The following is a 13,485-nucleotide window of genomic DNA, read 5'->3' on the forward strand; positions in this document are numbered from 1 at the left end:
TCGGGCGCATAGTGAGCCTTTGCGACGTTTACGACGCCCTTTGCTCCAAGCGCGTCTACAAGGAGGCCTGGGACGAAAGCGAAACCTTAAAGGCCCTGGAGCAGGGATCGGGCACCCAGTTCGACCCCCGGCTTGTAGAGATATTCTTTTCACGCCTGGATGTGATACACTCGATCCGTGACCGTTACAAAGACGAAGAACCGGACTGACAGCCGCCAGGGTCAGGCGGCTGACAGATCAGAACAACCCCTATTTACCGAAAGGAGAGCCTACATGGCTGACAAGGGTCAGAAGGACAAGGGCAAGAAGGAGCAGCAGAAGAAACCTCTCCTGACTCCGGCGGAAAAGCGCAAGGTAAAAAAGGAAAAGAAGGAAAAAAACAAGTAGGTGCCATCCGGTCACAGGCTTTGCCACCCGGTTCGGGCGGTTTGCCAATCAGTCGCATGACCGGTAAAGGGCTTTCCCGGTTCCGATTACGCCACGGGATGGAACGGATGCCGACAAGTCTTTTTCCTCCAACGAAAGGTGACTGTCATGGCCGAAAGCGTATACAAATTCATCGAGCTCGTGGGGACGAGCGCCAAATCCTGGGAGGACGCCGCCAAAAACGCCGTTGAACTGGCCGGAAAGTCCTTGAAGGAGCTGCGCGTCGCCGAGGTTTCCGACATGGACTTGAAGCTTGAGAACAACAAGGTCGTGGCATACCGGTGCAAGGTGAAACTGTCCTTCAAATACTTAAGTGAGTGACGGGACAATTGTCTTGACAGATGCCGCCCTGCCGGTCGCCTGATACAGGCACGGGGCGAATGATTGACAACACTTTTTCGAAGCCCGCCGAAAACCGTTTTTCATCCTCATTTTCACGGGCTTGATGGCTGACGACACAATGCCGATTGATTTTTTTTCTTCATAAATCCCGTGGCGTTTTTTCCTTGAAACCCTGGCTGTTATCAGCCTGTTGAAAAACTCCAATCATACAGGCTGATGAAAAACGATGAGCCGTAAGGCGTGCGAAAAGCCAATGAGTCAAGCGTACTTCATGTACGTGACGGAATTGGCTTTGACGCACAACATAGCGGATCGCGTTTTTCGACAGCCTGTTACAAGTTTGGGGGCTTTAAGCCCAAGGCAGGCGGCTTTTCCGAAAAAAAACGGGCCGGGCGCGTGGATTTGTTTCCCGCGCCCGGCCCGTTTAATTTTTGAGAAGCTCCGCCTGAAAGCGCCGGAGTCCCGCCCGCTTTCATATTATTTGGAGCGTTGTTTTGTTCCATTTTTTCAGTATGGCAATTGCCCGATTCCGTCATTCCGGCGTAGGCCGGAATCCAGTTTTTTGCCGTTTGCAGCCTTTTTCTGGACCCCGGCGAAACGCCTTGGTGACGGAGGCTGTCTCTCCATGAAATATGGAACTAAACTTTGCTTCCCGTAATATTAAACAGCGATTCGCGTTTTTATCCAGGCTTCAGTGCACCCTGTTTCGCGCCGAAATAATGGCCTCCTCAAGCCCCGAATAAGCGTCGGACAGGGGAGTCAGGGCGGAGGAAAGACGCCTGTTGGCGGTAAAAACCCCGCCCACGGAGGCCCGCAGATTCTTCAGCGCGGCGTTCCGCCCGCGCTGGGAAGCCTGGTTGTATGCCTCAACCGACGAGGCGATCTCGGTTTCGAGGGCGTCGAGCCGCTCCGCGAAATCCGCGAGGTCAGCCCTTGCCCCCCTGTAAAGCGAGTAGCAGGTTCCGGCGCTCTTCCGGGCCGCCGCGAAGTCGCTTTTAAGAATCCGGGCCATCTCGTCCGCAAAAAGAATCCGGCCCTGGCCGCCGCCGTCCTGCCCCTCCAGCCTCTCCTTTCGGGTAAAAACCCGGGCCGAATGGATTTCACGAAGGGGGGATCGCGCCGAAACCAGCGGAGAAAAGGGGTCGGGGCTGTTTACGTCGGCCACGCACTTGAAAGCCTCTGCAAAGGACTGGTCCTCCCCGTGCTTGGTGTCGGTGATCCCCACCGTGTGAACGCCGGGGTCCAGAAAATCAGGGTAAAGCTCCACCAGCCGGTCGATCTTCATCTGGGCAGCGTTTTCCCTAAGGCTCGCCGGAGGGGCTATGCGTGCGGGTTTTCCGTGGCCGAACACCGGATGCAAAAAATGCGGGGTGCTGGTGCGCCCGTTTTTGACCTCTATCTCCAGGTTGATGACCTTGTGGACCGGGTATTTTTCCCTCACCACGTCAAGGCAAACCGAGGGAGACGCGCTTGAGACGATGATTTTGAGGTTCGAAAACTCGCCCCTTATGGCTTTGATGTCCTCAGGCTCTATGACCGTGAGGTCAGCATACCTTCGCCAGAGGCTTTCAACCAGAAGACGCACGTCCGACAAGGGCGCGCTGGCCATTTGATGCATAAGCCCCAGTCGCATGAGGGCGAGAAGCCGGTCCATTGCAAAAGGCCCAAGATTTCGCCGCAGATTCCTTCGCACCGCATGGTTGGCCCAGCCCAGCCGGGCCAGGGAATAGTAGATGGCCCCCGGAACCAGCCAGCGGGTGGCCCCTATTTTCACGTACCGGGCCTTACCGACCGCGTCCCTTCTTTTTAGGACAAAGGGGGACAGGCCCCGCTTTTCTTCGACCTTCAAGAGGTAGTCCAGGCCGTAAGCCTGGTACGCCGAAAGCTCGTAACCCAGAAAAACGCCCAGGTTGAGCCTCTTGTGAAAGGTGCCGTCCAGGTCCAGCACAAGATACTTGGTGTCCGGCCTTATCATTTTGCGGCAGAGATCGGGGAAATTCAGCCCGTCGCCGTAAACGGCGTACCTGTCCACAAGGCGCACGAAGCTGCCGTCATCGCCCTGGACAAGGCCCGGAGAAGGCCCCTGTAACGCTCTTTTGAAAATGGTCATCCCGCCTTCTTCCGTTTGAATGAGGCCCTTGGGCCTTATGGGCAGGGGTTTCCGCCCCGCATTTCAATAATAACCCTTTTGCAGCCCCCTTCAAAGCGCTGTCCCGGCCCCTACCATTCTTTTACCTGTCCGCACCGCCCGCGTTTTCCAGCCCGACCTGAAAACACGGCCCAGCACTGTCCAAAAATATTCGAGCACATGGTCAATTGACCTTATAGTCAAATTATGCTTGATTTATCAATTTGGTTATGTTATTAATTTTTGTATATCATCCTACAAGCTATCTTGTTATTAACCACTATTGGAGAAAGCCGCCATGCGCCTTCGCAAAATGTGTTTCGCCGTTGTTCTTCTCTGTCTCTGCCTGGGCTTGCTTCCGGCTTCTACGGTAGCCGCAGAGGTCCAGGATGGGCGCGTCCGCTGGAAAACCACATCCCTGGCCCCCAAGGACGTGGGCTACGCCATCTATGTGCGCCAGGTTCTGTTCCCGTTTCTGGTCAAGGCGTGTGAAGGCAACATGGTGGTGGCGTCATCATGGGGCGGGGCGATGGGCGACGATATAACCGCCCTGAAAAACCTGAAGATCGGGCGAGTACAGGCATCGGGCCTTTCGGGACAGGGCACGTACACGGCCTGCCCGGAGGTCGCGGTTTTGGGCCTGCCCTTTCTTTTGAACGGCTACGACGAGGTGGATTATCTGAAGGAGAAAATGATCTGGACCTTCGACAGGATGCTGGAGCCAAGGGGGCTCAAAATCCTTTCCTGGCTGGACCAGGGCTTTGACGAGATATACTCCACCAAAAAGATCGAAACCCTGGACGATTTCAAGGGTGCGCGTTTCGCTTCATGGTTCGGGCCTTTGGACATCAAGCTCTGCGGAAGCCTGGGGGCACAGGCCGTGGTGATGAGCGCCACCGACATTCCCTCCGCCCTCCGCTCCGGCAGGGCGGACGCGGTGGTGGCCCCGTCAATTTATATCGTGGGGACCCAGCTTCACAGCGTTGTCAAAAATGTTTTCACCGCCAGAATACGATATACCCCGGCCTTTTTCGTGGCCTCCCTTGAGGCTTTCCGCGCCCTTCCGCCCGCCTACCAGAAAAACATCGAGTCCATGCGCCTTTCAAGGGCCAGGGAATTCAACATCCTGGCAAGGAAGGACCTGGAAAAATTTCTGTCCGCGATTATCGGGTATGGCGTGACCAAGGCCAAATCGGGCGGGGATGACCTGGACGACATCCGACGCCGCACCACGCCCCTTTGGTATGATTTCGCGGGCGAACTGTACCCGGAAAGCCTTCTGGACGAGGTGCTGGGTCACCTTGCCGATTACCGCACGGCCCATCCTTCGTCTTCGGGCGGGCTTGCGTCTTCAAAACCGTCGGAAGGCAGGGCGACCGGGGGAGGAGACAAGGCGAAGCAGGTCCATTCGGTCCAGGCCCGCCTGAAAACCCTTGGTTATTACAACTCTGTGGCGGACGGCATCGCAGGGCCGGTAACCTACAAGGCCATAAAGACCTTCCAGGCATCCAAGGGTTTAAAAGCCACGGGCCGGGTGGACGCGGCGCTTTTGAAGGCCCTGGGAGTGGAATGAGCCGAAGCGCCCAAGGCGTGCTGGCGTAAGGACATCACGGGGGGCGGGGGCTCCCGGCAAACAAAAGGCAGGCCGGAGAATTCCGGCCTGCCTTTTGTACATTTACCCTTAATCCTCCCGGCGGGTATGCCTACCCCGCCGGGTTCATAAACCCATGCTTTTATCTTCTGCGGTTGATGACCGCAAAGCCGAGCGCACCCGCCAGGGCAAGAACAGCCAGGGCGATGGGCATGGTGCGGTTGCCGTTTCCGGCTGAAAGGGTGTCCACGAAGCAGTGGGGGGACGGAGCGGCGGCAGGGGGCGCAGTGGAGAGTATGAAGACCGAAAAGCCGGTAAGCCCCGTGGCTGTAACGGTGTTGCGCACGGTGTCGAAGACCGCGCCCGCCACTTCGGAGTAGGTCCCGCCGACTGTGGCGGCCTTGTAGAGCTTGAGGTCGCCTTCGGTTAGTTGCGCGATTTCCGACTCAAGATAGTGAAAGATAACCTTGGCGGAAAAGGCTGTGCGGTCGGTTGTTACGGTCCAGTTTACGTCCGCCACTTTCGTCAGGTCCGGCATGTTGACGCCCGTGTCATTGCGGGTTAGGGTCACCGTGGTGGTGCTTCCCGCCGCTCCCGCGCCGAAATCTATCTTCGCCCGCGCCGTGCCGTAGTCCTTCGCGAGCGGGTTTCCGGCGTGATCCGTATCCTTCGCCGCGGCGGTGGTGGAATCGCCCTCGCCGAAGATGGCGTAAACCTCGCCGCAACCGTTTCTGACTTCGCCCGGGCCGTCCCCGCCATATGCTGCCAGCAAAAGGTCCAGGAACCCGTCGTTGTTGATATCCCCCGTCTGAAGGCCGAAGCCGGAATTGAGCATGTCAAAGTTGCTCGCGCCGTATATGGTCACGTCCTCTTCGCTGGCATTCAAATCGATAGTTGCGGGAAGCACGGCCGTCGAACCGTAGATGATATAGCTTTCTCCAGAGCTGCTTCGACCTTCGGCAGGTCCAGAGCCGAAGGCGGCGGTGGTAAGGATGTCAGCCAAGCCGTCACCGTTAACGTCTTTTGCGCTGATTCCCGCATACTCGGCCAGCTGGTCTCCGGCGGAGGCGCCGTAAATGGTTACGTCCTCGCCGCTTGAAGCAAGGTCGATGGTTGCTGGCAGTGTCCCCGAACCGTAGATGAGGTAGCCCTCCCCGGCGCTGAGCCGTCCATCGCCAGGTCCGTCGGCGGCGAAAGCTGAAAGCAGGATGTCATCCCTGCCGTCCCCGTTGACGTCCCCGAGGGATATGGGACACCACCCGGTTAATTGATCATTGGCCGTGGCTCCGTATATGGTTACGTCTTCCTCATTTAATGCAATGTCTATGGTGGCGGGAAGCGCCGCGCCTCCGTAAATGACGTAGGCCTCTCCGGCGGCGGAGCGGCCTTCGAGCGGCCCGTCCGCCGTCCAGGCTCCCAGGACAAGGTCGTCTATGCCGTCTCCGTTAACGTCCCCTGCTGTCAGGCCCCGCCTGTGGGTCAGGCGATCAAGCGCGGTGGCGCCGTAAACGGTCACGTTCTCGTCACCTGAGGCCAGGTCTATAACTGCTGGAAGGGCCGCAGAACCGTAAATCACGTAGGCTTCGCCGCATGCGTTGCGGGCGTCAAGCGGGCCCCTGGCCAGAACTGATCCGAGAATCATGTCGGAGATGCCGTCACCGTTTAAATCTCCGGCGCAGCTTGCATATTCGAAACCCAGGCCGTCACTTGCCGAGGCTCCGTAAATGGTGACATCCTCAGCTCCCGAAGCCAGGTCAATTGCTGCCGGAAGGCCTGCCGAGCCATAGATTATGTAGACTTCTCCGCATCCGCTTCGGGCGTCGGACGGGCCGTCCGCAAGCTGAGCGCCCGTCATGATGTCGGTGATTCCGTCTCCGTTGAAATCCTTGGTCAAAAGATTATAGCCTGCTGTCAATGCGTCGGACGCCGATGCGCCGTAAACGGTCACGTCCTGATCGCCGTTGGCGATGTCTATTACGGCGGGAAGGGCGGCGGAGCCGTAAATTACGTAAAGCTCTCCGCAGCCGGCCCTGGCAAAGCCGGGGCCGTCGGCTCCGTAAGCTCCGGCCAGGATATCCTCGATGCCGTCGTTATTGATATCCGCGCAGGTCAGCCCGCCTTCGTACCCGAGATTATCACCGCCCCGGCCGCCGTAAATGACAACATCGGGGGCGTTACCAGCCGTTCCCGCAACGTCCAGGATTCCGGCTGCCAGCGGGCCGTAATAGACGTATATCTCGCCGCACATCGCCCTCGCGTTGAGCGGGCCGTCCGCAAGCGGGGCTCCGAAAACCAGGTCCGGAGAGCCGTCGCCGTTAACGTCCGCCGTAATGTGTGAAGAGGCGCCGATTGAGCTTGTGGAACGCCCGGCGTAGTCAGAGCTGTCTGCGCCGTAGATCAAAACGTCCTCTTCGCCGTTGAATAAATCGATTACAGCCGGAAGCGTTAGCGGTTGAACGCCCGCGAAAACCGCCGCCGCGCCTGCAACCAGCAAAAACGCCAGCCACCCTGTGGCCCTTCTGCTTCTTAAAAACCCTTTCATGCCCTGAGCCTTTCATGAATGTTGGGTATGGATATGCCTGTCAGGCCGCATTGCCCAGTGGGGCCTTAAAGGTATATCGAAAAAGGAGGGCCTGAAGCGCTAAGGAACGCGCCGGCAATCCTGGTCAGAAAAATTTTGGCTGATATAAATTACGAGAGATACACAGTATCTTTTCAGGTTCGCTGCCTCAAATCATTTTTTTAAGCCTGATAAAATCTTGTAAGTACGGGGCCAGACCCTGGGACCAGAGGAGACTCAAGGCTTTGACGTATCTGCAAATATGCGGAAAGCATGAGGGGGAGCCGGAAAATTCCGGCTCCCCCCCTTTGTGATTGTTGCATTTTTGTTGATTGCGGCCTTGCAATCCGGCTTGGCCGGGCTGTCCTTAAAGGGCTGACGGCCCGGTTTCGCCGGTTCTTATGCGCAGAGCCTCTTCAATGCTCGAAACGAAAATCTTACCGTCGCCTATCTGGCCGGTCAAGGCCGCGTTTCTTATGGCCTCCACGTAAATGGGGGCCTTGTCGTCATCCGCCACAACCACTATGTGAACCTTGGGCACAAAATCCACGTCGTATTCCGCGCCCCGGTAAACCATCTTGTGGCCCTTCTGGCGTCCGAAGCCCTTGACGTCCGTGGTTGTCATGCCCGTCACGCCCGCGTCCATCAGGGCCTTTTTCACTTCTTCCATCTTGAACGGCTTGATGATGGCCTCTATCCTTTTCATGCTCGGTTTCCTTTTCCTGTGGAACGGTTGCCGGTTTTTCAGGCCTGGCGGATGTTGAAGTCGGGGTAAGCCGTAACAGCCACCTCGTGCATGTCGAGCCCTTCCATTTCCTGATCCTTGGGCACCCTAAGCGGGGTGATGGCGTTCAGAATTTTGAAAAAGGCGAACATTACACCGCCCACGAACACTATGTTGGTGATCACGGCTATCAACTGGGCCGCGAACTGCGAGGCGTCGCCGTAGAAAAGGCCGGTCACCGCGCCGGTCACGCCGTTCCATCCACCGCCATATGTTCCGTCTGCAAAAAGCCCCAGGGCCAGCATTCCCCATGCTCCGTTAATTCCATGCACGCAGATTGCTCCCACGGGGTCGTCTATCTTCATTTTCCGCTCAACGAAAAAGACCATTACGCACAGGATCAAGCCGCCAATTGCGCCGATGATTACGGCGGAAACCGAGTTCACGAAGGCGCAGGGGGCGGTTATCGCCACAAGCCCTGCCAGAAGTCCGTTGGCCGACATGGAGATGTCAGGCTTATCGTAGCGTATCCACATGTAAAGGGCTGCGGAAAATGCGCCTGCAGCCGAGGCCAGCATGGTGTTAACCGCAACCACGCCAATTCTTAAGTCTCCGGCGGCCAGGGTGGATCCGGCGTTGAAACCGAACCATCCGAAGGCCAGGATGAAGCATCCGACAAGAGCCATTGGAATATCGTGGCCGGGTATGGCGTTTGGCTCACCGTTGCTTCTGAACTTGCCAAGCCGGGGCCCAAGGATGATGGCCCCCACCAGGGCAGCCACGCCGCCCGTCATGTGAACGACTGAGCTTCCCGCAAAGTCAACCGCGCCGTGTCCGAGCCCGAAGTTGCGCCCCAGGGCCGAAAGCCAGCCTCCTCCCCACATCCAGTTGGCGAAAAGCGGATACACGAACATGGAGATGAAGAATGCGTAGATCACGAAGCTCTTGAAGGTCCAGCGCTCGGCCATGGAACCCGTGGGGATGGTGGCCGTGGTGTCCATGAACACCATCTGGAAAAGGAAGATGGAGAAGACCACAGCATCATAGCTTACACCTGACAGGAAGAAGCCCTTCATTCCGAACAGACCGAAATCCTTGCCGAAAAGCGAGATGACGAATTCATGGTCCAGAACCCCGCCGCCTCCAAGGGCCGCAGCCCCGCCGCTTCCGCCCATGTGGATGGCGAACCCGCATATCCAGTAGCCAAGCATTCCTATGGCATAGACCATGAAGTTCATGGCCATTGTATGCCCTGCGTTCTTGGCGCGTGTGAAGCCGGTTTCAGCCATTGCAAAGCCAGCCTGCATGAACATGACCAGAAAGCCGCAGACGAGCATCCATGCCATGTTGATGGCGATCCTGTTGTGGCCTATCACATCCGCCAACTTGGCGGCCAAAGGCTCGGTTTTGGACAGGGCCTCGAACTCCTCCGCCGTGGGTGCTCCTGCGGTGGCACCGAAAACGTCCGAGGCCTTGCCGGTGCTTCCGCCGGACGGGTCGGGCTCGGCGGCGGCCAGCATCGGGGCGTGGCCCGCAAAAAGCAGAAAGATTAAAATTATTGCGCAGATTCTTGTTTTCATGACACGCTCCCTTGAAAGGGGTTATTTGAATATTCGGGCCGCAAGCGCCCTGGCGCGGCTCGAATTTTGGGGCACGGGCTCGCAGGTTCCGTGTCGCATGTTAATGCCATGAAATGCAACCAGCGTGCCTAAATACAAATTAAAATCAAAATCAAACTGTTATAATGATTCTGAAATTTTACTGCCAAATATAAAAATACATATTTGTTATATTATTTTATAAAATTACATATATGTATTTTTTATAGGACGGCATCGCGCCAAAATTTTTGCAATCCGCCCTTTCAAGGCGTATGGCGCAACGGACATAATTATGGTATGGTGATCAGATTCGGGGACGAGCGCCCCGCCTTCAGTCATCCGTTTTCATGGTCCGTTTTTTCGGCCTTAAACAGTCGGCGAGAAATTTTTTCATCCGCTTAAACGGAAGGGATTTTTGCCATGTCGGTCGCATCGGGTAAAAAGGGGGATTTGAAACTTTACATGGGCAACGAGGCCATAGCCCGTGGAGTCCTGGAGGCCGGTGTTTCCGTGGCGGCAGGGTATCCCGGCACGCCCTCGTCGGAAATCATCGAAAACCTTGCCAAAGCCTCCAAAGAACGCAAAATCTACGTTGAATGGTCCGTAAACGAGAAGGTTTCCCTGGAAGTTGCGGCTGCCGCCTCCTTCGCGGGCCTTAGAAGCCTTTGCGTAATGAAGCAAAACGGCGTCAACGTGGCCTCCGACTTCCTTTTGCACCTTGCCTATTCAGGCACGCGGGGCGGCATGGTGCTTCTGCCGTGCGACGACCCAGGAGCCCTTTCCTCGGTGAACGAGGGTGAGGCCCGCAACTTCGCGCGACTTGTGGAAATTCCGCTGCTTGAACCCGGCGATTTTCAGGAAGCCAAGGACGTCACCAAATGGGCCTTCGAGCTTTCCGAGGCCATAAGAAACCTGGTCATGGTGCGAAGCGTGACCAGGCTTTCCCACGCTTCCGGCGATGTGGTTCTGGGCGAGCTTCCCGAAGACGAAAAAAAAGCCCGGTTCATTCACGACGGCTTTGTGTTGGACCCCATGGAAGGCCCCGTCATGAGCCCGCCCGTGGCCTACAAGCACGGACTCCTTCTGGACAAGCTCAAAAAAGCCGTGGAGATGTTCGAGGAATCCCCCTTCAACACCTACGTCGGGCCTGATAAGCCTGAGCTTGTGATAATCACGTCAAGCGCCGCCGGGCTTTACGCCAAGGAGGCCGTGGGCCTTCTGAACGCTGGCGGCAAGGTGGGAATTTTAAGGCTCGTGACCACCTGGCCCCTGCCGCCAAAGTTCATGGAAAAGAACCTTTCCATGTGCGACCGCTTTTTCGTGGTGGAGGAGGTCCAGCCCTTTTTGGAGGAAAACGTCAAGGCCCTTGCCCAGGAGCTTACGGCCAAAACCGGCCCCAAGACCATTTTGGGCAAGCGCGACGGGTTACTCCCCATGTATGGCGAGCTTAACTGCGATCTGGTCACCGCAGCGCTCGCCAAACTGCTTAACACCACCTATCAGCCGGTGCCTCAGGAATACGCAACAGCCGCCATGCAGAAGAGCTTTTTCGGAGCGCCCACCCGCGAGCTTACATTCTGCCCCGGCTGCCCCCACCGGGCCAGCTTCTGGGGTATCCATAACTCCCTTTGCGCAGACGGGCGGCAGGGCTTCGTGTGCGGCGACATCGGCTGCTACAGCATGGCCGTGCTTCCTTCGGGCTTCTCCACCTTGAAAACCCTTCACTCGATGGGTTCGGGAACAGGCGTCGCATCCGGCTTCGGAAAATTGGGCCCCTTCGGGCTGGACCAGCCCGTTGTCTCGGTCTGCGGCGATTCAACCTTTTTCCATTCTGCAATGCCCGCCCTGGTGAACGCTGTGCACCACAGGGCCGACATCACAATGATTATTCTGGACAACTCCGGCACCGGCATGACGGGCTTCCAGCCCCATCCGGGCCTCTGCAAGGACGCCATGGGCCAGGAGGCCCCGTCCGTTGACATCCCCGCCGTGTGCAGGGCAATAGGCGCGAAAGTGGAAATCTGCGACCCCTTCGACATAGTCGCCACCCAGAAGGTTCTTAAAAGCCTTCTGATGGAAAAATCAGGCGTGCGGGTTCTGATCCTCCGGCAAATCTGCGCCCTGTCCCCGGAAAAAAAGGGCAAGAAAAAGTACGACGTTGCCGTCAACGAGGAAAAATGCCTGGGTGAAAACTGCGGATGCAACCGTCTTTGCACACGCATCTTCCGCTGCCCCGGCCTTTTCTGGGACGCTGAAAAGAAAACCAGCCGCATAGACGACGTTATCTGCGCGGGCTGCGGGGTGTGCGCCGATATCTGCCCCGCCGGAGCCATTATGCGCCTGGAAAACTGACAGGCCGTCTAAAAACGCGAACTGCTGTGTCAGGCGAAAAAGCGCGGGTCGGTCATATACGAACAGTATTATTCCTCCCCGCGCTTCTCGCCAACCTTAGCATTTCATCGTTTTTATCCAGCCTGTTGCGCCCGGAATTCAATCCGGGATAAATATTATATGGATTGAACCCGGCAGGGCCGGGGCACTTCTTATATTGGAGACGAAAATGGCAATTTTGGCCAAGGATCCGACGAACGTCATCATCACCGGGGTGGGCGGCCAGGGAAACGTTCTGGCCTCGCGCCTTCTTGGAAACATGCTCTCACGGAAGGGCCTTAACGTCACCATCGGCGAGACCTTCGGCGCAAGCCAGCGGGGCGGCTCGGTCATGAGCCACCTCAGGATTTCCGCCAAAGGCTCCTGGTCGCCCCAGATTCCCAAGGGAGCCGCTGACGTGGTGGTGGCTTTGGAGCCCATCGAGGCCCTTAGGGTGCTCGGCGAATACGGACATCCGGGCGTAAAGGTGCTTGCCAACACCCGGAGCATCTATCCGGTTGGATGCATATCAGGCGACATGGCCTACCCGTCCCTCGAAGAAGTGAAAAAGGGCGTGGGCGAGCTTTCGGCGGCTTCCTGGTTCATTGACGCCACCGACGAGGCGGTGAAACTGGGCGCGGCAATTTTGGGAAACGTCATCATGATGGGAGCCCTTGCCGGGACCGGAGTTCTGCCCATTGACCGGGAAACCTTTACGCAAACGGTTACGGCGGCCATGGACGCGTCCAAGGTGGACATAAATCTGAAAGCCTACGATCTGGGCCTCTCTTTGGTTCAATAGAAGTCCGGGGGTTTAATGGGCGACTGGTGGGCCTTTCCGGCGGGCGTCGTGATTTCCGTCATAGTCAGCTCAGTGGGAATTTCGGGCGGCATAATGTGGATGCCCTTTCTGCTGGTGGCCTTAAAGGTCCCGGTGGGAAGCGCCGTGGCCACCTCCCTTCTCATCCAGTCGGTTGGCATGGCCTCAGCCGCCATTGCCTACGGTCGCACCGGCGGCGTCGATCTGAAGCTGGCCGGGTTCCTGATGATTCTCACCATCCCCGGAATCTGGGCGGGGGCGGTGCTCTCCCGCCTTTTGTCCGCCGGAAACCTTGAAATGACCCTGGGAATCCTTGCCACGGCAACGGCCCTGTGGTTCGTTTTCAGCCACGAGGACTACGGCTCGCCCACCCGCCTGCGCGTGCCGGTGCGCGAGGCCGCCCGCTGGCTCTGGATAGCCCTCCCCCTTTCCGTGGGAAGCGGCCTTTTGAGCACCGGCCTCGGCGAATGGCTGGTGCCCCTTTTGCGCGGGCGCTTGAACGTGGTCATGAGGGCCGCCATCGCAACCTGCATAGTGGTGGCCTTTGGCGTAAGCGTGGTGGCTTTTTCCGTCCACACGGCCTTAGGTGCCCGGCCCGACCTGGGCCTTGCCGCCTGGGCCATACCGGGGGTTCTCATCGGAGGCCAGACAGGACCGCGAATAACCAGCCGCGTGCCGGAAAGGCTTCTGAAGGAAATCTTCATCTTCGCCCTCACCCTGGTCGGAATCCACCTGATCTACCGCTCCTACCCCGTGGCATAAAAACCACCCAACCGCCGCCGTTTCAGTAACTTTTACTGAAATAGCAAAAAAAACTTGCAACTGTCATTCAAACTTGCATATAAAGTCATTGGGAGAGTCTTTGGTATCCAAGCAGACCCTCCCGCGCCCGGTCCCTTTGAGGAGGGGGGCCGGAATAGCGC

10 protein-coding genes (1 of these 10 running past the window's edge) are annotated in these 13,485 nt (G+C 57.5%); 6 read left to right on the forward strand and 4 right to left on the reverse strand.

Translation table 11 applies throughout. The features are described 5' to 3' along the window. Both HZB23_01175 and HZB23_01180 read left to right on the forward strand, forming a co-directional pair. On the forward strand, nt 1–209 hold the 3' portion of the coding sequence (locus HZB23_01175; protein ID MBI5843261.1) for an HD domain-containing protein. It extends 1,024 nt beyond the left edge of the window; 209 of the gene's 1,233 nt are visible here — the last part of the coding sequence; its start codon lies beyond the left edge, outside the window; the stop codon is at nt 207–209. A 325-nt stretch (nt 210–534) separates the two neighbouring features. Continuing rightward, entirely contained in the window at nt 535–747 is a 213-nt protein-coding gene (locus HZB23_01180; protein MBI5843262.1) for a dodecin domain-containing protein, read from the forward strand. A gap of 712 nt (nt 748–1,459) precedes the next feature. Here the strand turns inward: HZB23_01180 and HZB23_01185 are convergent. After that, complete coding sequence (locus HZB23_01185) at nt 1,460–2,878, reverse strand: hypothetical protein (GenBank protein MBI5843263.1); 1,419 nt, start codon at nt 2,876–2,878, stop codon at nt 1,460–1,462. 316 nt (nt 2,879–3,194) lie between these two features. On the opposite strand from HZB23_01185, the gene dctP reads away from it, so the two are divergent. Then, nucleotides 3,195–4,469, forward strand: coding sequence for a TRAP transporter substrate-binding protein DctP (gene dctP / locus HZB23_01190; protein ID MBI5843264.1), 1,275 nt, complete (start codon nt 3,195–3,197; stop codon nt 4,467–4,469). A 160-nt stretch (nt 4,470–4,629) separates the two neighbouring features. Here dctP and HZB23_01195 read toward each other — a convergent pair whose 3' ends face one another. The 3 genes from HZB23_01195 to HZB23_01205 all read right to left on the reverse strand — a co-directional run bounded on the left by HZB23_01195 (nt 4,630) and on the right by HZB23_01205 (nt 9,351). Further along, nucleotides 4,630–7,029, reverse strand: coding sequence for an FG-GAP repeat protein (locus tag HZB23_01195; GenBank protein MBI5843265.1), 2,400 nt, complete (start codon nt 7,027–7,029; stop codon nt 4,630–4,632). A gap of 385 nt (nt 7,030–7,414) precedes the next feature. Then, the gene (locus HZB23_01200; protein MBI5843266.1) at nt 7,415–7,753 is read right to left on the reverse strand and encodes a P-II family nitrogen regulator; all 339 of its coding nucleotides are present in this window, start codon (nt 7,751–7,753) and stop codon (nt 7,415–7,417) included. A 38-nt stretch (nt 7,754–7,791) separates the two neighbouring features. Then, nucleotides 7,792–9,351, reverse strand: a complete 1,560-nt coding sequence (locus HZB23_01205) for an ammonium transporter (protein MBI5843267.1) — start codon at nt 9,349–9,351, stop codon at nt 7,792–7,794. 441 nt (nt 9,352–9,792) lie between these two features. On the opposite strand from HZB23_01205, the gene HZB23_01210 reads away from it, so the two are divergent. The 3 genes from HZB23_01210 (at nt 9,793) to HZB23_01220 (ending at nt 13,324) form a co-directional block, all read left to right on the forward strand. Continuing rightward, entirely contained in the window at nt 9,793–11,724 is a 1,932-nt protein-coding gene (locus HZB23_01210; protein ID MBI5843268.1) for an indolepyruvate ferredoxin oxidoreductase, read from the forward strand. Nucleotides 11,725–11,932: 208 nt separating this feature from the next. Continuing rightward, nucleotides 11,933–12,544 carry an indolepyruvate oxidoreductase subunit beta gene (locus tag HZB23_01215; protein MBI5843269.1) on the forward strand — a complete coding sequence of 204 codons (612 nt, stop codon included), beginning with the start codon at nt 11,933–11,935 and terminating at the stop codon, nt 12,542–12,544. Between the two features lie 15 nt (nt 12,545–12,559). Continuing rightward, nucleotides 12,560–13,324: a sulfite exporter TauE/SafE family protein gene (locus HZB23_01220; GenBank protein ID MBI5843270.1), complete on the forward strand. Its 765-nt coding sequence runs from the start codon at nt 12,560–12,562 to the stop codon at nt 13,322–13,324. The last annotated feature ends 161 nt before the right edge of the window (nt 13,325–13,485 follow it).

This window comes from Deltaproteobacteria bacterium (assembly GCA_016235345.1).
In the GTDB taxonomy this organism is placed as follows: domain Bacteria; phylum Desulfobacterota; class Desulfobacteria; order Desulfobacterales; family Desulfatibacillaceae; genus JACRLG01.

Excerpts from the sequence above, each read along its gene's own strand:
- HZB23_01180 (MBI5843262.1), top strand. The coding sequence starts at position 535 with ATGGCCGAAAGCGTATACAAATTCATCGAGCTCGTGGGGACGAGCGCC.
- HZB23_01185 (MBI5843263.1), bottom strand. The coding sequence starts at position 2,878 with ATGACCATTTTCAAAAGAGCGTTACAGGGGCCTTCTCCGGGCCTTGTC.
- dctP (MBI5843264.1), top strand. The coding sequence starts at position 3,195 with ATGCGCCTTCGCAAAATGTGTTTCGCCGTTGTTCTTCTCTGTCTCTGC.
- HZB23_01195 (MBI5843265.1), bottom strand. The coding sequence starts at position 7,029 with ATGAAAGGGTTTTTAAGAAGCAGAAGGGCCACAGGGTGGCTGGCGTTT.
- HZB23_01200 (MBI5843266.1), bottom strand. The coding sequence starts at position 7,753 with ATGAAAAGGATAGAGGCCATCATCAAGCCGTTCAAGATGGAAGAAGTG.
- HZB23_01205 (MBI5843267.1), bottom strand. The coding sequence starts at position 9,351 with ATGAAAACAAGAATCTGCGCAATAATTTTAATCTTTCTGCTTTTTGCG.
- HZB23_01210 (MBI5843268.1), top strand. The coding sequence starts at position 9,793 with ATGTCGGTCGCATCGGGTAAAAAGGGGGATTTGAAACTTTACATGGGC.
- HZB23_01215 (MBI5843269.1), top strand. The coding sequence starts at position 11,933 with ATGGCAATTTTGGCCAAGGATCCGACGAACGTCATCATCACCGGGGTG.
- HZB23_01220 (MBI5843270.1), top strand. The coding sequence starts at position 12,560 with ATGGGCGACTGGTGGGCCTTTCCGGCGGGCGTCGTGATTTCCGTCATA.